This window comes from Dyadobacter pollutisoli, assembly GCF_026625565.1.
Taxonomy (GTDB): domain Bacteria; phylum Bacteroidota; class Bacteroidia; order Cytophagales; family Spirosomataceae; genus Dyadobacter; species Dyadobacter pollutisoli.
This window is the reverse complement of sequence record NZ_CP112998.1, coordinates 6,267,073-6,286,408: the sequence shown is the minus strand read 5'-3', so window position 1 is coordinate 6,286,408 and position 19,336 is coordinate 6,267,073. Positions and strand designations below refer to the sequence as shown.

Here is a 19,336-nt window from a genome sequence, read left to right as displayed (position 1 = left end):
TAAAAAGAATCGTAGCTTGCGAAGTCAACTTCTCAATCATGTATATTAATACAGTTAGTCATTATTTACCAAGCGAAGTTATTGGTAATGAATATTTTACAAATCTTAACAATCTTTCCAATGAATGGATTGTAGAACGCACAGGAATTTCAGAAAGACGTAAGGCATCACCGGAAGAAAATACTTCCACCATGGCGATTAAAGCGGTTGAATCCTTACTTGAAAGTATCCCTTACAGCAAAAATGAAATAGACCTTATTGTTGGAGCCACTTATACTCCCTATGATACCATCGTGACGCTGGCACATGCTGTGCAGTACCAGCTTCAGATTCCTGACATTCCCGTTGTAAGCATCTCTTCCGCGTGCTCATCCCTTCTGAATGCCATTGAAATCGTAGAGGGTTATTTTGCGATGGGTAAGGCTTCCAAAGCGGTTGTGGTCGTGTCTGACCATAATACCGCTTACTATAATGAAATGGATACCGTATCGGGGCATTTGTGGGGAGACGGCGCTTCGGCACTTCTCATTTCCAAAGAGCGTCAGACGGATTCGGACATGAAAATCCAAAAACTGATCACGGGTGGTGCTGCCACCAGTGGAAAAGCGATTGAAGCAGTGGTGCTACGCCCAAATGACCGTGGAGTGATCATGCCATATGGCCGTGATGTGTTCCAGAATGCGTGTGTGTACATGCCAAAAGTGAGCCAGCAGGTATTGCAGGCTTGCGGACTAACGATCAATGACCTTGATTACCTCATTCCGCACCAGGCCAACCACCGTATCAGTCTCAATGTGATCAACACCCTAGGCATACCGGCAGAAAAGCTTATTTCGAACATTCAGTACCTGGGTAACACCGGCTGTGCAGGTTGTGCGATCGCGCTTTCGGAGAATAAGGACAAATTTAAAAAAGGAGAAAATATTGTAGTCACTGTTTTCGGTGGCGGCTACTCTTACGGAGCGATGCTGATCACAGTCTGACAATATTTTTTTGCTATACAAAAAGAAAGGCTTCCGGTTCTGCAATCGGAAGCCTTTCTTTTTGAAACTAAACTTGTCTTAATTTACTTCCGGCTCAGCAAACATCGCTGGCTTCCAGACATTGTTGTCAGGGTCGATATCCGGCAGGTTGTGCTCGGGATCAATCGTTACCGACCGGATTGGCTGCTGCGTAGCCGCTTTGAATGTCCAGCTGCCGCCTCTCTGCCAGATTTCTACGGGCAGTTCAACACGGGTCTTTTTACCGCTTATTTCTTCGATATCTATTTTCGCAGGCATCGCCCACTGATCCAGGTTCTCAATGGTAATGAAAGAACCTTTCTGCGGGTTTTGCTCTACGTAGCTAACCTCTTTTACACTTTGGTCCAATTTGTAATTTTCAAAAAACCATCCTTTCCAGAACCAGCCCAGGTCTTCTCCTGCAGCATCTTCCATTGTCCTGAAAAAATCATAAGGTGTAGGGTGCTTGAAAGCCCAGCGTTGTACGTACAAGTGGAAGGCATAGTCGAACCGATCTTTGCCCAGAACCTGCTCACGGAGCATTTTAAGTCCTAGTGCCGGCTTATAGTAAGCTTCCCAGCCCAGGTTGACGGCCTGTACCACATCAGGGATCGTCAGGATCGGGTCAGCTTTGGGGCGGAAGATCATCGGCGCCAGACGGTGCATATCATTCATTTGGGTTGTTTTGTACTCCCCATTATTGAAATTATCCCCGGACAGGAAATTGATGAATGTATTGAACCCCTCGTCCATCCAGGCATATTTGCGCTCGTTATTTCCCACGATCATTGGAAACCAGTTGTGACCGAATTCGTGATCGGTAACTCCCCACAAATCCTCCTTGCGGCTTTTGCTGCTGCAAAAAACGATACCAGGGTACTCCATTCCACCTACTATACCTGCTACATTGGTCGCAACCGGGTACGTAAACTCATGTACATAATTGGAATAAAACTCAATGCAGCCCTTCACATATTCCGTCGAACGTCCCCAGCCATCAAGCCCACCATCCTCGGCCGGATAGGCAGATTGGGCAAGAGCTGTTTTTCCCTTAGGCAAATTCATACGTGCTGCGTCCCAAACAAACGCTTTGGAAGTAGCCCAGGCGATATCGCGCGCCTGAACACAACGGAAGCGCCAGGTTAATGTACCTGACTGCTTAGGTCTTGTCGCAGGGTTGGTCACTTCTTCGGCTGTACGGATCATGACAGTCTGGTCGCTTTTAGCAGCGTCTGCCAGCCTTTTTCTCTGTTCCGCAGTCAGTACCTCGTTCGGGTTCAACAATTCTCCTGACCCTACTACAATGTGGTCCCAGGGAACAGTTACATTATAATCAAAGTCTCCATATTCGAGGTAAAACTCTCCTGCGCCTAGGTAAGGAAGCAAATTCCATCCTTCTATATCATCAAAAACGGCAACTCGCGGATACCATTGCGCCATTTCGTAAACGATACCGTTCTTGGTTTCAAGCGTTCCCATCCGGTCCGAGCCGTATTCAGGGATTTTAAAAGTATACCCAATCTTGATCTTGATAATGTCGCCGTTGGCTTTCACGGGTGTGGCCAGGCGGATCTGCATGCGGGTATCCGTGATCTTATAACTTGCCTCTACAAACTTGTCTTTGCCTTGCTGAATGGTAACCGTTTTGATCGAGTCTCCACCATTGAATCCTGTATTTCCGAAGCGGCCGCCTGTAACCGGTGTCGTCCGGCCTCCTCTTGAATTGTCATTGAATGCATTCTGGTCCAATTGCAACCAGATAAATTCCAGTGTTTCCGGGCTGTTGTTTTTGTAGGTAATCTCCACGTCGCCGCTTACCGTCCCTTTCTCCTCTTCCAGCGCCACATTGATTTTGTAATCCGCACGATTCTGCCAGTACTTAGGACCCGGCGCCCCGCTTCCCGTCCTATATTCACCACCTGGCTGAAAATTAAACAAAGGGTGGAAAAGCACATGCGCGTCGTACTTCACCCTGTCAGCCTCCTGCGCAACAGTGTTGAAAAACCCCAGGCTACTCATAGCTAACAGGCCCAGGCGAAATATTGAAATTTTCATTCGAATGATTAAATATTGAAATATAGGATTGTAAACGAGCAATATACACCTTTTCGCCTTTTTTAGAATAAAAAGTTTCATTTTTACGGATCAGAAACGACATTCAAATCATGACTTTCAACCAGCCAAAAACGTGATGCGCCAACGACTTTCCGTTGCGGAATACACCCGGGGAATTCTCGCAGGAGACCGCACGCTGCTGGGCCGTGCTATAACCGTTATCGAGAGCAAATTGGCCGAAGACAAAGTCCTGGCGACAGAAATCCTACAAAGCATCCTGCCCATGACGGGCAAGGCATTGCGCATTGGGATTACAGGCGTTCCGGGGGTTGGAAAAAGCACTTTTATCGAAACATTCGGGCAATATCTTACATCATCAGGCAAGCGCGTGGCAGTGCTAGCCATAGACCCGAGCAGCAAAAAATCAGGCGGCAGCATTCTTGGCGATAAAACCCGAATGGAAAACCTCGCGCACAGTCCGCACGCATTTATCCGCCCGTCGGCCACAGGGCTGTCCCTCGGAGGCGTGGCGCGTAGTACCCGCGAGACCATCCTTTTGTGCGAAGCGGCCGGGTACGACATTATATTGGTCGAGACCGTGGGTGTGGGGCAATCGGAGACATTGGTGAAGGGAATGACTGATTTTTTTCTGCTACTGATGCTTGCCGGTGCGGGCGACGAACTACAGGGAATCAAAAGGGGTATCATGGAAATGGTGGACTCCATTGCCATTAACAAAGCCGACGGAACAAACCAGCAAGCGGCGGCACTCGCCGTGAATGAGTACCAGAATGCATTGCACCACTTGCCAGGGTCATCCTCCGGATTTGTTCCCAAAGTAATTGCCTGCTCCGCGCTGGAAGGCTCAGGTATTGATGCGATCTGGCAAATGATCCAAGAATATGAAGTACTGACCAGGGAGAACGGCTTTTTTGCAAAAAACAGGCAGTTTCAGAACCTCGACTGGCTGCATGACCACATCAGACAGAACCTGGAAGATCAGTTTTACGGTAATGCGAAGGTCAAGGCTAAGCTGTCAGCGAGTGAAGAAGAGGTGCGTGAAGGACAGGTACTTCCAGCCACGGCTGCGCAGCAATTGATCAATCTGTTTCTCGGAAAGCACTGAGTAACCGCTTTACATTAAATTTTACCTCTAAATCACAAATATTTTCTGTAAAAGCATTTTTCAGCTATGTTTGAACGTTAAAAAAGCAACGTATATAAACTGGTCAAACTATTACTCCCTGTTATGAAAATCACCTATGCCCTTAGCAAGCTCACATTTCTTGCATTCCTGTTGATGGCAGTAGCCATTGTGGCCTGTAAAGATGACAAAGATCCTGATCCGCAACCTGTGGATACCAATCCAATTGTAGGCACATGGCAGGTAACAGCCATCACACCTGAAACTCCCGGGACAACGATTCCAGCATTGCAGTTTATCACCACGTTGGCACCTTGCATTTATGAATTGAAACTTACATTTAATGCAAACAACAGCATTACAACTGCCGATTGCCCGGCCGCGGTCACCGCTATGGGTGCATATGTTCCGGTGGGAAGTGATGCGAAATGGAAAGTAGTTGGCGACAAGTTGACGCTAGCGACAGCTGCCACCAGCCAGGAATTCAAGATCACACAAACTGCCACTAACCTGACGGTTGTTGTGAATACCCAGACAGATGCTACCAAGCCAGCTGTAAACGCCCTTTTGCAATTCAAAAAAGTTTAAAGCTCCCCACGATAGGCAAAACAGCCGGCCCTGAAAAGAGCTGGCTGTTTTGCTTAACCACTGGTATGGTCACAAATAATGACCCATTTGCCTTTTATTTTCTTCCAGAGCAATGTATAATGTCCTTCCAGATCTCCTTTTTCAGGTCTCGTCAAATGGAATTTCCCGACCAAAAAAGCGACGCCCGGCCCAGGAAATGAGAAATTAATATAGGTAAATTTTAGCTTTCCCATGGTGGCAAGATCAGGGTAACGTTTGAGATAACCCTGGTAAGTCGCATCATAGCCGTAGGTAACCCCGGTTTTACCGACAAACATCAATGAGTCGGACTCCCAGTAACCATTCATGAAAGATTTAATGTTGCCTTGGTTCCAATCCGAGGCCTGCCGGTTCAATGTTGCCAGAATTTCCTTCTTGTCTTTATCCGTCTGCGCCTGGGCCATGCCGGTGATTGCTATCAGAAAGATCGCGAAAAGCCAGTTTCTCATATTTTTTATGGATTTTTGTAAAATGATTGCTGAGTCCCTAATATACGTTAAACAACGATCGGAACAGCCATTATTTCACATTTTAGAAACGTCAGAAAATAAGAGGCATGAGTAAGTTCAGTGATTTTTTCAATAAGCTTGACCGGCAGAAATACCCTTTTATTGATGGCCTTTACTATCTGTTCATTATTGTCTTCTTGCTCATTCTGTTTTTATTCTTTGCCTGACCAGTGAATCAACCCTACTTGTTTATATTAAATCCCAACTCGGGTACTTCGATCGGCAAAAGGACAGAGGTATTGCAAAACACGATCAATGCCTTTGCTAAAAAATACCAAAGCACCGCGAAGATCCTTTTTACAGAAGAAAGAGCCCATGCTACGGAATTGGTTAAAGAAAATCTACAAACCGAAGACTGGAAAGCGATCGTAGCGGTAGGTGGCGATGGTACTGTGAATGAAGTAGCACAGCCACTGGTGGGTTTACAAATGCCTATCGGGATCGTACCACTCGGATCGGGTAACGGGCTGGCACGTCACCTGGGCCTTCCCCTCACATTGGAAGCCGCATTGAAACGGTTGTTCGAGGGTAAAGCCATCACGATCGACAGTGCGCAGGTCAATGATATTCCATTTTTTTGCACTGCGGGTATGGGGTTTGATGCTTATGTGGGCCATTTGTTCAGCCAGCAGCAAGAACGGGGACTGTCAACTTATATCAATGTGTCATTTCGCTCATATTGGAGCTATAAGCCGCAGACGTTCCGCCTCAATGGTGTAGATACACATGCTTTTTCGCTTTCTTTTGCCAATGCAGGCCAGTTTGGCAACAATGCGTGGGTTGCGCCACAGGCCAACTTGCAAGACGGAATGCTGGATGTGTGCACGATAAAGCCATTTCCTAAATGGTATGGTACATCGCTGGCGTATCAGCTTTTCACCAAACAACTCAAACCGTCGCGTTTTATCGATTATCAAAATCTGCGGGAAGCCGTGGTTGAAACTGACGTTCCGCCTATGATCCATTACGATGGGGAGCCTTTTCAGATGAATACGACCCGGATCGAGGTCAAAATCAATCCTGCGAGTTTACGTGTGATCGTTTAACAAAACATAAAAGTCTTATGTCCAAAAAGAACCGCTCAGGGGTAATTTATTCCACCAACCCTGATTTTGAATATAATGATTCGGAAGACGAACCAGAAACTTTATCTCCGGCACAGCAAGACCTGCGGATATGGCTCGACCGCAAAGGCGGTGGGAAGGTCATTACTGTTATCAAAGGTTTTATAGGCAGCCAGGCTGACCTGGAAGCTTTGGGAAAACAGTTAAAAGCACTTTGCGGAAGTGGAGGAACAGTGAAAGATCAGGAAGTACAGATCCAGGGAGATCACCGCGATAAGGTGATCAACTGGCTTTCGTCAAAAAACTATAAAGCAAAAAAAGCCGGAGGATAATCCCCGGCTTATAAAATCTTGTTTGTATCCAGCTCCGTAGGATCCGGAAGCGGTTTGGCAGGCGTCTGAGGCAATGGCGACGTCAGGCGGCCACTGTCCAAAACCTCTACATTGGTCACAAAATATTTGGTATCCCCATTCCAGGGCAGTGTAAAAAATTTCTCTTCATAAGTCAGTGACACGCGGTGCCCGTTTTTAATGGCCTCTTCTAGCTTGGCGATTGCATCTTTGTTTTTTCCGCTTACCGAAAAGATCCATTCAGAAGAGCTCATCGTGCCGTCCCCTTCATAGAGACCGCCCATTCGAAGCTCACCCTCATAAGTTTTGAATATGTAACCTTTGTTGCTGAGCTTGGTGATGAAACCTCCTCTTTTACCTTCGCTGTAATAGCCAAAAGTGAGGTAGTACAAAATTCCGAATACGATGGCCAGAAATATGGCAAATATGACCCATTTACGCATAACAGTAATTTTCAGTGTTTATGATAGAAGCGAACTTCGTGAAAGCGTTTGATTTTTCCTAGTTATTATTTCGCACGGATCGCTATCACCGGATCCATTCGCGCAGCCAGCATTGCCGGGATAATTCCTGAGAGAACGCCAATGATACTGGAAACCCCCAGCCCCAGCAGTATGTTAGCCGGTGTCAGCAGAATTTCCAATGAACCCATTTTTACAAAAGACAACAAGTATACCAGGAAAATCCCGACGCCCCCGCCTACCAGGCTCAGCATGATCGCTTCAAACAGGAACTGGAACAATATTGAGTAATTTTTCGCGCCCAGGGATTTCTGAATACCGATCAGGTTAGTCCGTTCTTTGACCGAAACAAACATGATATTGGCGATTCCAAAGCCTCCGACCAGAATTGAAAAGCTGCCGATCACCCAGCCGGCAATGGTAAGCACGGCAAAAAGCCCTGAAATGGCATCCGCTGCGGCCTCGGGCCGGTTCAAAGAAAAGTTGGCGCCCTCCCGCGGCTTAATACCCCGTTTGGTCCGCATCAGACCTGTGATTTCCGCCTCAACTTCCTTCATTCCTTCGTCTTCCGGGAAGCCTTTTACCACAATATCCGCATTCCTTCGGCCTGACTGGAACATTTTGGAGAATGCGGAAAAAGGGATGATGCATTTCTTGTCGGGACTTCCACCAAAGTCGACAAGGCTCTCCCCTTTTTTCACCTGCACGCCAACAATCGTAAATTTATTTCCTGCGAGCTTGAATGTTTTTCCAACCGGTTCCTGGCCCGGAAACAATGCAGCTGCAATGTCGGCCCCGACTACGGCAACATTCCGGGCATTATTGGTTTCGAGTGGGATGAAGTACCGCCCGGTTTGGATTGGAATTTCTGATATGAGATTATATTCGTAAGAAACGCCCTGAATCAGCGCATTGATGCTGTTTGAGCCATTTTTGAGCACGGTACCTCCTTTAAAATCCATGATGGCCACCGCACTGGCGCTTTCGAGGTTTTCGTACAGGTATTTATATTCGGCGTAAGTAGGCTCAGGCCACTGGAAATATTTCCACCATTCATATTCGCCACCGAAGCCCCAGGGCCACTTTTGAACATAAATGACTTTGTCGCCAATAAAACTCAAACTCTCCCGGATACTGCGTTCGAGCGAATCGACAATGGTAAAAACCGCTACGATCGCGAAGATCCCCACCGTCACGCCGAGCAGCGAAAGAATGGTGCGGGTAATGTTGGATTTCAAAGCTTGCCAGGCAAACCTGAAACTTTCTAATACTTGACGTAAAAATTTCATAGCTACTTCTTCGACAAATTTTGTTTAATCCGTTCGATGCAAAAGTTACCGGTTAAGTCTCTGGCATTGAAATAAATTGGTATAAAAGGTAAGAAAAACGGTTGGATTTGATAAATTACAACACTAACATTAACACTCCTAAGATGAATTTACGCTCCGCACTGCTGTTTACAGTCAGCATTTTACCCGGGCTCGCACTGGCGCAAAACCCGGTAAAGGAATCCACCGGCTTCTACCAGTTTCTCTCCGACGACCCCAATCAGAAGCCATTTTATAGCGACAGGCCCGGTGTCATTGCCAAAAATGGCATTGTAGCATCTGCTCATCCGGAGGCATCGAAAGTAGGTATCGAGATTTTGAAAGCGGGAGGAAATGCTGTGGATGCGGCAGTGGCGGTACAGTTTGCATTGGCAGTGGTCCATCCTTCCGCAGGAAATATCGGTGGTGGCGGTTTCCTGGTTTTCCGGGACAAAGGAGGAAAAAGTTACAGCATTGATTTTCGTGAAAAAGCCCCCGCGAAAGGGCACGCGGATATGTATCTGGACAAAGACGGAAACATAATCCCTAAATCCAGTACGCTGGGCAGGCTGGCTTCGGGGGTACCGGGGTCAGTGGCTGGAATGGCTGAGGCGCATGCCAAATATGGCAAACTGCCTTGGAAACAAGTTTTACAACCTGCTGTCGATCTGGCAATGAAAGGAGTGATCCAGACGGAGCGGGAAGCGAGGGGATTGAATGCAGTTCAAAAGGATGTTCAGCAGCTTAATCCCGGTACCAAATATTTTCTGAATCCATCAGGAAAAGAATGGGCGGCCGGGGATTTGCTCGTGCAAACAGACCTGGGCAAGGTTTTGAAAAGAATCCAGAAAAAAGGGCGTGACGGTTTTTATACTGGTAAAACTGCGAAACGCCTTGTAAAAGACATTAATAAAAACAATGAGGGAATTATCAGCAGGAAGGACCTGGCCGACTACCATGCACAATGGCGGGAAACCATTTCCGAGCCCTATAAAGAATATAAAGTGATCACAATGGCGCCTCCTTCGAGCGGTGGCATCGCATTGATCCAGCTGATGCGACTTACCGAGCAACATCCTCTTCGCAAATGGGGCTGGCACAGCGACTCTACCATTCAGGTCATGATCGAGGCGGAACGACGTGTGTATGCGGACCGTGCGAAGTTCCTCGGCGACCCTGATTTTGTGAAAGTCCCCGCCCGGGAACTCATGAGCAAGGATTATCTCAAACAACGTTGGAGTGATTTTAATTGGAATAAAGCAACCGACAGCAAAAATGTCAGCGGCGGGACATTACCCGGTTATGAAAGTCTGGAAACAACACATTTCTCGATTGTGGACAAGGAAGGAAATGCCGTATCGGTAACCACTACATTAAATGGGAGCTACGGAAGCCGCGTTGTCATCAAAGGCGGAGGCTTTTTAATGAACAATGAAATGGACGATTTCAGTGTAAAAGCCGGTGCTCCCAATATGTATGGACTGATCGGAAATAAGGCGAACGCGATCGCGCCGGGCAAAAGAATGTTGTCGTCCATGACACCCACGATTATTGAAAAAGACGGAAAACTGCTGATGGTAGTGGGTACGCCCGGTGGCTCCACCATTATCACGTCGGTGTACCAGACAATCCTTAATGTGCTTGAACATGGCATGACGATGCAGCAATCGGTGAATGCATTGAAATTTCACCATCAATGGCTGCCCGACAAAACCACTTTCGAAGCCAATGCATTCTCAGAAGGCACGATCAAAAAGTTACAGGAGAAAGGGTACATCCTCGAACAACAGCGTAACACAATCGGCAGAATGGATTGCATATTGGTACTGCCTGATGGATCTCTTGAAGGAGGCTCCGACCCAAGGGGTGACGATACAAGTGCAGGTTATTAGATTTTTTGTCAAATTAGTTGTATTTTATTCTCAATACTGCTTAATTCGAGAGATAATGTAACCACTTGTACATTTTTTAATCGGCCATGAAAAAATTAATCTACCTGACGTTCTTCGTTTTGACGGGAATGCTGGCAAACTGTAAAAAGGATTCAGAAATCCTGGTTATAGCGCCAAAACCCGAGCCTGAAAAAGAGAATTTGATCAAAGCCGTTCAATTTCTGAAAGGTATCACTGTTACCGGTGCAGAGAAAATTGAATTTGACTCTGTGACAAATAGTTATCTAGTCAGTTTGCCGGACAGCTACGACGCGAGCAAGGCGGAGGTCAAGGTCTCGATGCAGAAAAATATCATGCTTTGGGACAGCGCACAAACAACCATTACTACCGACAGCATCATCAGATATAGTTACAAGAGCACAGGCCCATTGCATTTTAAAGTAAGCGATAATCCAGAGAAGAGTTGGTTTTATTTCACCGTCTATTTCAATTTCTCTGGTACACCCAAGATAGACCTGCTCAGTAAGGAGATTCCAGTCAATGCGAGCGGCAGCATATTACCGCTCCGTTATATGGCCAAAGTGGGCAGTATTCCTGCGGCCCCCGGGCAATACGGCCCTACCGTCAAGATTATCAATCGCAAAACTGGCTTCACAACTGAAAGCGCTCTGTATTCAGACAATATGTACGCTAACTTTCCTGACGCGCAGAATCTCATAACCAGTGATCCTCTGGCCATGGAGATCAGTTTGTTTAACCAAAACTCCGTTGTTTTTGAGGGAATCAGGTTCACCAGGGATATGCCTCATTTTTATGTGCTGCCCGATTACAAATTCGAATATTCTCGAAAGGACACCATTAAAGTAACGGGCGGATTCTTTCTTCCGGATAAAAAATATTCTGCAACATTCACCAGCGACTTTCTTTCTGCACCGGTGAGCAGGAATATCCGTTTCAACGATGCTTCACGGCTCACACTGGACGATATTCCTTCCGAGCTTCCCGTAGGTCCCTATTTGGTCTCGTTTTACGAGGACGGCAAACTATTGGGTAAAAGCTCTATATATAAGTCAAATCTTGAACCCAGTGAAGTAGCAACAATTTGGGACAGTAAAACAAATGCCATAGAAAACATTTGGAAGGGGGATATCAGCCAGACCTTGAATCGCAATACAAATGTGCTGTCTTTTCATAAGGGAGATGTCTTTTTCGTAAGATCTCTGCCTCTTGCTGCCGCTTACCCCGGTTTCAATTTTGATGTCGCAAAGCTGCCAAGTCTGCGTTTAAAAAGGAATGGAGCAACTGTCGAACTCAAACCAGCATTGGAAGTATTTAACTGGGGTATTGCAGGTGTAAGCTTTGCAATTGGCAAGTACACGATTCCCACCGACCTCGCCGCGGGTAGCTACGAAGTCACTTCGTTTCATGTAGCCGACAGCAAAGAATCGAAACCTTACTGGTCAAAAATGGAAATTCGTTAGCACTTATAGTCTGGTCAGTTCCTGGATAGTCGTTTCAAACTCCGGGAACTGGCTTTTTAATGTTACCCTATCTGCCATTTCAAAATCCTGAAAGTCAAAACCCGGGGCTACTGTGCAGCCTACCAGCGAATAGCCGCTTCCTTTTGCAGGTCGTGAACCAAACCATGTTCCGGCTGGTACTATTGCCTGAAACGTCTCCCCTTTCTCAGGATCATTACCGAGTTTAATCACTTCCAACGCTCTGGTTTCAGGATCGATCACGAAAATATCCAGCGCTGACCCCGCATAAAAATGCCACATTTCATCTGACTGAATCCGGTGGAACGCTGAAAAGTTGTGGGCTTCCAGCAAAAAATAAATGCCCGTAGAAAACGAGCGATCGCCTGTAAACCGCTCGGGCAATGCTTGCTGAGCTATTACCTCCTTTGAACGGTAAGTCTCTGCGTAGAATCCTCCTTCGGGATGAGGTAGTAATTGATACTTTTCAATCCAATAATTGGCTGGCTTCATAGTCTAAAAAGATGATGGCCAATTTACACCGGAAAGCCGGTTAATCATTTATCACGTTAATCTGTGAGCGCTAATGTTTGAAAATTTATACTTCATGCTTACGTTTGATCAAAAATAATCTTAAATGATCAAATTCAATCAATATGAATAGTCGGATTAGCATTATCAATGAGGAAGTCCTGTCTGATAACTGGTATACTTTACGCAAGTATACCTTTGACTTTCAACGTCATGACGGGAACTGGGAACGCCAGAGCCGAGAGGCCTATGACAGAGGCAACGGAGCCACCATTCTACTATACAACACTGATAAACAGACAGTTATTCTGACAAGGCAATTCCGGCTGCCGACTTATACCAATGGTAATCAGACGGGAATGCTGATCGAAGCGTGCGCCGGCCTGCTTGATAGGGACAATGCCGAAGATTGCATTAAAAGAGAAGCCGAAGAAGAGACGGGCTATAAACTTCGTTCGGTCAGAAAAATATTTGAGGCCTATATGTCTCCTGGTTCCGTTACGGAAATACTGTACTTTTTTGTCGCTGAGTACGCTGACAACATGAAGGTAAGTGATGGCGGCGGATGTGAAACGGAGCAAGAAAATATTGAAGTAATGGAGATTCCGTTCGCAAATGCTATTCAAATGGTGGCAAGCGGAGAAATCAGGGACGCGAAAACAATCATGCTGATCCAGTATGCTCAGTTGAATGGTTTACTGAATAGCATTTGAACATTGTCTTCCTGATCATGCAGGAAGACAATGTTCCGCAAATTATGATATTGGATCCGGATTTGGGGTTACCTCGGTACCTTCGGCGGCTGTGCCTTTCCCTCCCACGAATTTTTCATATAAGTCTTTAAAGAATGCCTCTGCATCCGGAAAATTGCTTTTCAACGTGTCGGCACCTTTTGCTTTAAGCTCTTCGAAATATTCCGGTACCTTATCAATAGTTCCCTCTGCTTCTGATTTCAGGTTATTGGCTTTCGTTTTCAGATCTTCCAAAAGCTTCTCGCCTTCTTCACTTTGAAGGTATTTATGTGCTGCCACTCCTGCGGCTGCACCAAGAATAAATGTGGCCAGGTGTTTTGCGTTTACGCTCATGATTTCCAGTTACTTAGTTTGAGATTTTATTTAAAGATACTGATGCTTTGCTACAAAAGAAAGTCATTGACCTACGAACCTTTCAACTGGAAAAAATTGTGCCCGGCACAAGTCGTGACTCGCTCAGGCCCGGCACTAGTATGGATTATTTTATCTCAAAAGCAGCCTGCATGCGGTAACTTATTTTGATTTTCTGATACTGAACATCGCTGTCAGCAGCCATATCAGCTGACTCTGCCTGAGCAAAGGCTCTCACATTTTTCGCAAAAACGGGCTGCGGAAATTGCAGGTTTTCGTCCAGTTCTTTTATTTCAAGCACCTTCCCAAGCTTCTCATCCAAAGAAGCCACCAGATAAGTCGCTTTCTCCTTTGCCGCTTTTAATGCATCTATTTTTACCTGCTTTTTAAGCTCCTCTCTTTTCGAATGGTCAACCCGTGACACATTGGCATACTGAATGCCACGGCTTTCAACTTTGGATAAAATTCCGTCCAGCTTCTCCGCACTGCTCACTTTCAGCTCGTACTGTTTGCTTTCAAGGAATGTGGCAGGTTTCTTCTTCTTGTCGGTATAATTCTGATAACCGCCCACCCCACTTACGGACAACGATTCTTTCGGCAACCCGGCATCCGCAATCGCTTTGATCAACTGCTTCTCGAGGGTACTGATAATGACTTTATCCTTCTGATTTTTCTCGTCTTCAAAATATTCGCGGAGTGAAATATTAAAATAGATCTCATCGGGAACAATCTCCATTTCGGCAAATCCTGCGACTTCAATGGTTGGTACCTGAATTTGCTGTTCGAAACGTACCTGAGAAAATGCAGGCGATAAAATAGAAGCAACAAGCAGGGAACTGAGCAAAACAAATTTTTTCATGGCTTAAAAATGGTATTAAATGAAAACTATAAACACTTAAAACTGACAACTGTCAGCATGTTCAACGTAACGTTTAGATGTAAAAATATATCGAAGGTTTAAGGGCGTATCGATAATTGTGCTTCTCACTCTACCTCATTTTCATGATTAAAGCCCAACAAAAAATGGAAGTATAACCCTAATCGGTTGTTATACTTCCATTTAAGCAAATGAATATTTTCCGAAATCTCAGGTGAAATTCTGGTAAATAGAGTCCATAATTCTTACGAAATGCTGATAGTCGGAATCGCTCAGGCTGCCCCACCCTTTCCTTCGAATGTCTGCCACAATCGGAAAAGCCTGATTATATGTCTGTTCTCCATTTTTAGTGAGAAACAAGTTGAATTTTCTGCGATCACCAGCCGCGGGCCCACGTTCAACTAACCCTTTCTTTTCCAACAGATCAATGATTCTCGTCACGGTTGGAGGATCTTTAAAAGTCATTTCCGCCAACTCATTCTGGCTAATACCCTGTTTGCGAAAAATATGATCGATGAGAACCCATTGGTCAACCGTCAGATCAAAACCTGCTTCCGTTAGTTGCTTTTGCAAAGCATTACGAATCTTCTTGATGGTCGTGTCTATTTTAAAAAAATAGGCACGCTGATCCGAGTGATGTGTCATGTGGAGAAATGTTGAAGTTTATCTATTGAGTTACCAGTATAAGCCTCTCCAACTATTCGTCTACTAATAATTGCATGGAAAATTGTCAAATGTTGAACCGGTTTGCCTCAAAGCTCCCGTTAGTCCTCAATTATTGGCCTACCAATCATTGCCTTCAAAATAATTTTGCCTATCCAAGAAATAATATAACATTTCAAAAGAATTAGTATAACCATCAACACGGCAAATCACTTGCTACTATGCAGAAATTACTTACCTCTTTTGACACGACAATCTTTGTTTTTACTCTTCTGCTCTCCATAAGTGCCACGCGCTCCCATGCGCAGACGGGCCAATTCATACAGATCGTGCCCTCAGGCAACGTTCCGGAAAGTACCGAAATGAATGCTTACAAACTCAGGCTCCGCAAAAACCCGAACCTTAGCCAATATCATTTCATCAAGCTCAATCCATTGGCGAGTTCGCAAAAAGACGGCATGCTTGCATTGGACATTCCCGGCAAACAAACCCCAATCATTGCAGAAGCCAGCCACGTTGAATACGAATCCGAAACCGACTACGAATGGATAGGCAAAACGGATGAGGACCGCGGAACGGTCATCGTCCTGTCGAAAGCAGGCAGGATTTGCGCCCACATCTCCACGCCCGAAGGTGTGTACGAAATCTTTCCCGCGCCGGGAGGTATATATTGCCTGCAGGAAATAGATATGGCGACTGCCGGCGATGTGGGTTGTGTGACTAGCGACGACATGAGGAGTGGAGGTAGATTAGGAGCCTCCGACTTACAGCCTGAGCCAAAGATTGACTCAAATGCAAAAATGCAGCCATGCCAGCCGCTGGTGTTTCCGCGGGTGCTGGTGCTTTACACGCCGAATGCGTTGGTCGTTGCGGGAAATGTGCAAGCCATCACAGACCGTGCGAATTTATCAATAGCTCAGTTTAACTCCTGTATTTATAATAGCAATATCACGAGTGCCGCCGTTATTCAGCTCGCCGGAATCTCTCCAATTAATTTCCCAGAATCATCCTCTGCTAATGTTGATGTAAAGAAACTCGTGGGAAATGCCTTTGCAAAAAGCCTCCGAGATCAATTCCAAGCAGATTTGGTAGTAATCTTCACTGGTCAGGGGTACAGTGATGGGGATACCCGAGGAGCATCCGCTTCAGTCTCGGTAACTGCCGATTCCATGTATTCTGTTGTTGAATATTGGTGCGCCACTTCGGTAAAAACATTTGCACATGAAGTTGGACATTTGTTTGGCAGTAGGCACGATAATATTCCTGGCAATCCTGCACATGCGCAGGGATATAATATAAAAACATTAGGTATTACGATTGATAGAACCATAATGGTTGGCAAAAGCATATCAGAAACTCAGGCAGCAAACCGGTTGCTTAACTTCTCCAATCCGAATATTCAAGTAGGAGGTAAAGCCACTGGCACAAACAATGAGAACAATGCCCTTCGGGTTGGTCAATCATGCTCGATTGTCGGTGCATTCAGGCCTGACCCCAGTCCTCCATTTGTTGCCTATCTGGACGGACCAACATACGTCACCACCCAGGGTGGGAAAAACTACGAATTAAATTATAGCTGTGGATCAGCTCCTTATAGCTTCTCCTGGCAATACAGCTATGACGGGGTGAATTATACATTATCCAATACAACCACTGATGTATTCACCTGGTATTTTTATCAAAATCAAAAAATTTACCTGAAGGGTACCGTTATCGCAAATGGCCAATCATCGACGGCTTATATCTCTGTAACCGCTCAGATGCCAAGCCCATATAAGGTGACATCCTCACAAAATGATCCCGTTCATGACCAAACAGCAGAAATGTTGGTCTCCCCTAACCCCGTTGAGGATCAAGTCAAGGTGTCTTTCTTTCTTCCGTCGGATGCGCCTGTCAAACTTGATGTTTTAAATTTCTCAGGACAGGTTATTTCAATTCTTGAAGACCGCCCGAACATACCCAAGGGAAGATATTCAATCACATGGAACAGCGGCGAAGTCTCACCAGGAACCTACCTGCTCAGATTGAATGTCAACGGAGATACCCAGATACGACGAGTAGTTGTAGCAAAATAGCCGGACAGATATGAGACATATACGCTACATATGTATGACGATGCTTCTCGTTATGTTGAAAAGTTGTCAAATAGTCGGCCCCCTACCCCATCAACAATCGTGGGGCTACCTAACTGCCAATGTGAAAGGAAAAAATTGGAAGGATAGCTACAAAAATGCTTATCAACTGACACATGTAATCAAAGGACAACCTGGTTCAGCGATACCTTGTCAAAGTGATTTTTTGTACCTGACCAGTCGACTTTATAATAACGAGGGTCTTTTAAAGCAAGAATTGACTTTCATTAAGGTGCCTCTCGTTCGCGGGAGATACAAGGTAGTGCCATTAAAACTGGGTTTTTGCCTAGATTCGGACCCCGTTTATGGGTACTTACAATATATGGATGATGACGTATTGGGCGCAAGCTACGATGTCTTTGAAAAAGAGGAGAATTACATTGAAATCGAGGAGTATAACCCGGATACAAAAGAACTGAAAGGGCGATTTGAGATGACGGTCGTTTTTGACAATCATGGGAGCACCGAATATCCGGGAGATACGCTGCGATTTACCGACGGAAAATTCCATACAAAGATCATCGACAAATGAATACCTACATCGCAAAATGCCATTTGCCAACCCGCATCGTGTTGTCAACCATTATTTTCTTCTTAACCGCTTGTGAACGTGGAAGCTTAATTCCCCTAAATTCCTGGGGATACATGAAAGCCAAGGTCAATGGAAGGGCTTGGCAAAAAACGTATAACAATGCATACCAAACCGTTCGCGGCTTCACCACTAAGCCCGATTCTGCAAACTGTTTCCGAAAAAGCATTTCTGTTTATTCGATGCTTTATGACTCTGAGGGGGTGTTGCAACAGTTATTATCGTTCGAAAAAATTCCGGTCAAACCAGGACGGTATCACGTTGCACCTGTAAGCGAAACATTTTGCAAGGATACGCTTTTTGTACAGGCTACGCTTGAAACCTTTATCGATGAAGATATATTCAGAGATCGATATGAGATTTTGTCCCTGGAAGAGAATTATCTGCATCTAAATGAATATCAGGAAAATGGAAGTATGGAAATTAAGGGCACTTTCAGCGTTTCCTTTGTCTTACGTTCTAAGAGATATTCCAATTCCTTTGAAGATACCCTTCGTTTTACTAATGGCCAATTCCACACCAAAATAGTAACCCCGGTGAAACGACATTTGTAAAAATCTGAGGTCTCCCGGTATCCTGATAATTAATTTGCAGTAAGATTGCCAGACCGGCTTCTTTATAATCAATGCAAACCCCCGTTATCTCTATCATTACCGCGACATACAATCGCAGTAACATTCTGACATACTCCATTCAGTCTGTTCTGGATCAAACGTTTGCCGATTGGGAGCTGATCGTGGTGGGAGACTGCTGCACTGATGATACCGAAACTGTTGTGGCGGGTTTTAATGATCCCAGGATAACTTTCGTCAATTTAAAGGAAAACTTCGGAGAACAGTCTGAACCCAATAATGCAGGTTTGAGGCTAGCCAAAGGGAATTACATTGCATTCCTGAACCATGACGATCTTTGGTTTCCTGATCATCTCGAATTTTCCCTCAACTTCTTAAAAGCCAACAATGCAGATCTTGTACTAGCCGCCGGGTTTATTGACCATCACAAAGAAAAACATCTCTTTATCCTCAGCGGGGTTATTTCTGAAAAATACGGCTATCACCCTTCACAGATCTTCGTACCGGCGTCGAATTGGTTGCTCCGTAGCGAATTAGTCCAAGAAATTGGCTTCTGGCGACCGGGTAAAGAACTCTATCTGGTTCCTTCACACGATTGGCTCAAACGGGTTTATGAAGCGGGCAAGCGCATTTTGCCTACGAAGCATTTCACCGTGATTGCCATTCCATCGAGCTCGCGCAAAAATGCGTACAGCGAGAGACATTTCGACGATAACAGCTATTATTTTGAGCAACTAAAAAACAACCCGTTTTTCCGGGAGCAACTGGCTACCAAGACGTTATATAAATGTTTTGAACAACTTTATTACGATGAGAACACTTACTACTGGCGGTTTTTTACAAAAAAAATCCAGGCATTGTTTATAAAATTTGGCTTCAACACCATTGAATTTAATATCAGAAGGAATTTTGGAAAAGGCGGCGTCCTACTCAACTATCGTAAAAGAAGAGGATTGAATTAACCTAAATTATTTACTCACC

At 45.3% G+C, this 19,336-nt stretch carries 20 protein-coding genes; 12 read left to right on the top strand and 8 right to left on the bottom strand.

Going from position 1 to position 19,336, the window contains the following annotated elements; translation table 11 throughout:
* The first annotated feature begins 38 nt into the window (after positions 1 to 38).
* Entirely contained in the window at positions 39 to 983 is a 945-nt protein-coding gene (locus ON006_RS25915) for a 3-oxoacyl-ACP synthase III family protein (protein WP_244824144.1), read from the top strand.
* Positions 984 to 1,061: 78 nt separating this feature from the next.
* Here ON006_RS25915 and ON006_RS25910 read toward each other — a convergent pair whose 3' ends face one another.
* Positions 1,062 to 3,056: a M1 family metallopeptidase gene (locus tag ON006_RS25910; RefSeq protein WP_244824143.1), complete on the bottom strand. Its 1,995-nt coding sequence runs from the start codon at positions 3,054 to 3,056 to the stop codon at positions 1,062 to 1,064.
* Positions 3,057 to 3,192: 136 nt separating this feature from the next.
* On the opposite strand from ON006_RS25910, the gene meaB reads away from it, so the two are divergent.
* Both meaB and ON006_RS25900 read left to right on the top strand, forming a co-directional pair.
* A complete protein-coding gene (gene meaB / locus ON006_RS25905) occupies positions 3,193 to 4,182 on the top strand; it encodes a methylmalonyl Co-A mutase-associated GTPase MeaB (RefSeq protein WP_244824142.1) in 990 nt (329 codons plus the stop codon).
* Positions 4,183 to 4,305: 123 nt separating this feature from the next.
* Positions 4,306 to 4,788 (top strand): lipocalin-like domain-containing protein, encoded by a 483-nt coding sequence (locus tag ON006_RS25900; RefSeq protein WP_244824141.1) that lies wholly within the window; start codon positions 4,306 to 4,308, stop codon positions 4,786 to 4,788.
* A gap of 53 nt (positions 4,789 to 4,841) precedes the next feature.
* Here ON006_RS25900 and ON006_RS25895 read toward each other — a convergent pair whose 3' ends face one another.
* A complete protein-coding gene (locus tag ON006_RS25895; protein WP_244824140.1) occupies positions 4,842 to 5,276 on the bottom strand; it encodes a YybH family protein in 435 nt (144 codons plus the stop codon).
* Between the two features lie 230 nt (positions 5,277 to 5,506).
* Here ON006_RS25895 and ON006_RS25890 point away from each other — a divergent pair, with 230 nt between their 5' ends.
* Entirely contained in the window at positions 5,507 to 6,382 is an 876-nt protein-coding gene (locus tag ON006_RS25890) for a diacylglycerol/lipid kinase family protein (RefSeq protein ID WP_244824139.1), read from the top strand.
* A 17-nt stretch (positions 6,383 to 6,399) separates the two neighbouring features.
* Complete coding sequence (locus ON006_RS25885) at positions 6,400 to 6,732, top strand: translation initiation factor (RefSeq protein WP_244824138.1); 333 nt, start codon at positions 6,400 to 6,402, stop codon at positions 6,730 to 6,732.
* An 8-nt stretch (positions 6,733 to 6,740) separates the two neighbouring features.
* Here the strand turns inward: ON006_RS25885 and ON006_RS25880 are convergent, their stop codons facing one another.
* Positions 6,741 to 7,193: a DUF8785 domain-containing protein gene (locus ON006_RS25880; protein WP_244824137.1), complete on the bottom strand. Its 453-nt coding sequence runs from the start codon at positions 7,191 to 7,193 to the stop codon at positions 6,741 to 6,743.
* Between the two features lie 65 nt (positions 7,194 to 7,258).
* A complete protein-coding gene (locus tag ON006_RS25875) occupies positions 7,259 to 8,500 on the bottom strand; it encodes an ABC transporter permease (protein ID WP_244824136.1) in 1,242 nt (413 codons plus the stop codon).
* Between the two features lie 143 nt (positions 8,501 to 8,643).
* Between ON006_RS25875 and ggt the strand changes: the two genes are divergently transcribed.
* Together ggt and ON006_RS25865 are read left to right on the top strand one after the other, a co-directional pair.
* Positions 8,644 to 10,410 carry a gamma-glutamyltransferase gene (gene ggt / locus ON006_RS25870; protein WP_244824135.1) on the top strand — a complete coding sequence of 589 codons (1,767 nt, stop codon included), beginning with the start codon at positions 8,644 to 8,646 and terminating at the stop codon, positions 10,408 to 10,410.
* Positions 10,411 to 10,496: 86 nt separating this feature from the next.
* Positions 10,497 to 11,891 (top strand): hypothetical protein, encoded by a 1,395-nt coding sequence (locus ON006_RS25865; protein WP_244824134.1) that lies wholly within the window; start codon positions 10,497 to 10,499, stop codon positions 11,889 to 11,891.
* Between the two features lie 3 nt (positions 11,892 to 11,894).
* On the opposite strand, the gene ON006_RS25860 is transcribed toward ON006_RS25865, so the two are convergent.
* Entirely contained in the window at positions 11,895 to 12,401 is a 507-nt protein-coding gene (locus ON006_RS25860; protein ID WP_244824133.1) for a cupin domain-containing protein, read from the bottom strand.
* 143 nt (positions 12,402 to 12,544) lie between these two features.
* Here ON006_RS25860 and nudK point away from each other — a divergent pair, with 143 nt between their 5' ends.
* Positions 12,545 to 13,132 (top strand): GDP-mannose pyrophosphatase NudK, encoded by a 588-nt coding sequence (gene nudK / locus ON006_RS25855; RefSeq protein WP_244824132.1) that lies wholly within the window; start codon positions 12,545 to 12,547, stop codon positions 13,130 to 13,132.
* 42 nt (positions 13,133 to 13,174) lie between these two features.
* On the opposite strand, the gene ON006_RS25850 is transcribed toward nudK, so the two are convergent.
* From ON006_RS25850 to ON006_RS25840, 3 genes are all read right to left on the bottom strand, one after another.
* Positions 13,175 to 13,504 carry a YtxH domain-containing protein gene (locus tag ON006_RS25850; RefSeq protein ID WP_244824131.1) on the bottom strand — a complete coding sequence of 110 codons (330 nt, stop codon included), beginning with the start codon at positions 13,502 to 13,504 and terminating at the stop codon, positions 13,175 to 13,177.
* Positions 13,505 to 13,649: 145 nt separating this feature from the next.
* Positions 13,650 to 14,381, bottom strand: coding sequence for an SIMPL domain-containing protein (locus ON006_RS25845; protein WP_244824130.1), 732 nt, complete (start codon positions 14,379 to 14,381; stop codon positions 13,650 to 13,652).
* A 228-nt stretch (positions 14,382 to 14,609) separates the two neighbouring features.
* On the bottom strand, positions 14,610 to 15,044 hold the full coding sequence (locus tag ON006_RS25840; protein WP_244824129.1) for a MarR family winged helix-turn-helix transcriptional regulator: 435 nt from the start codon (positions 15,042 to 15,044) through the stop codon (positions 14,610 to 14,612).
* A 239-nt stretch (positions 15,045 to 15,283) separates the two neighbouring features.
* Between ON006_RS25840 and ON006_RS25835 the strand changes: the two genes are divergently transcribed.
* The 4 genes from ON006_RS25835 to ON006_RS25820 all read left to right on the top strand — a co-directional run bounded on the left by ON006_RS25835 (position 15,284) and on the right by ON006_RS25820 (position 19,317).
* Positions 15,284 to 17,137 carry a M12 family metallo-peptidase gene (locus ON006_RS25835; protein WP_267609916.1) on the top strand — a complete coding sequence of 618 codons (1,854 nt, stop codon included), beginning with the start codon at positions 15,284 to 15,286 and terminating at the stop codon, positions 17,135 to 17,137.
* 121 nt (positions 17,138 to 17,258) lie between these two features.
* A complete protein-coding gene (locus tag ON006_RS25830) occupies positions 17,259 to 17,726 on the top strand; it encodes a hypothetical protein (protein ID WP_244824127.1) in 468 nt (155 codons plus the stop codon).
* Positions 17,727 to 17,839: 113 nt separating this feature from the next.
* Complete coding sequence (locus tag ON006_RS25825; protein ID WP_244824126.1) at positions 17,840 to 18,337, top strand: hypothetical protein; 498 nt, start codon at positions 17,840 to 17,842, stop codon at positions 18,335 to 18,337.
* A gap of 71 nt (positions 18,338 to 18,408) precedes the next feature.
* Complete coding sequence (locus ON006_RS25820; protein WP_244824125.1) at positions 18,409 to 19,317, top strand: glycosyltransferase family 2 protein; 909 nt, start codon at positions 18,409 to 18,411, stop codon at positions 19,315 to 19,317.
* Positions 19,318 to 19,336 lie beyond the last annotated feature (19 nt).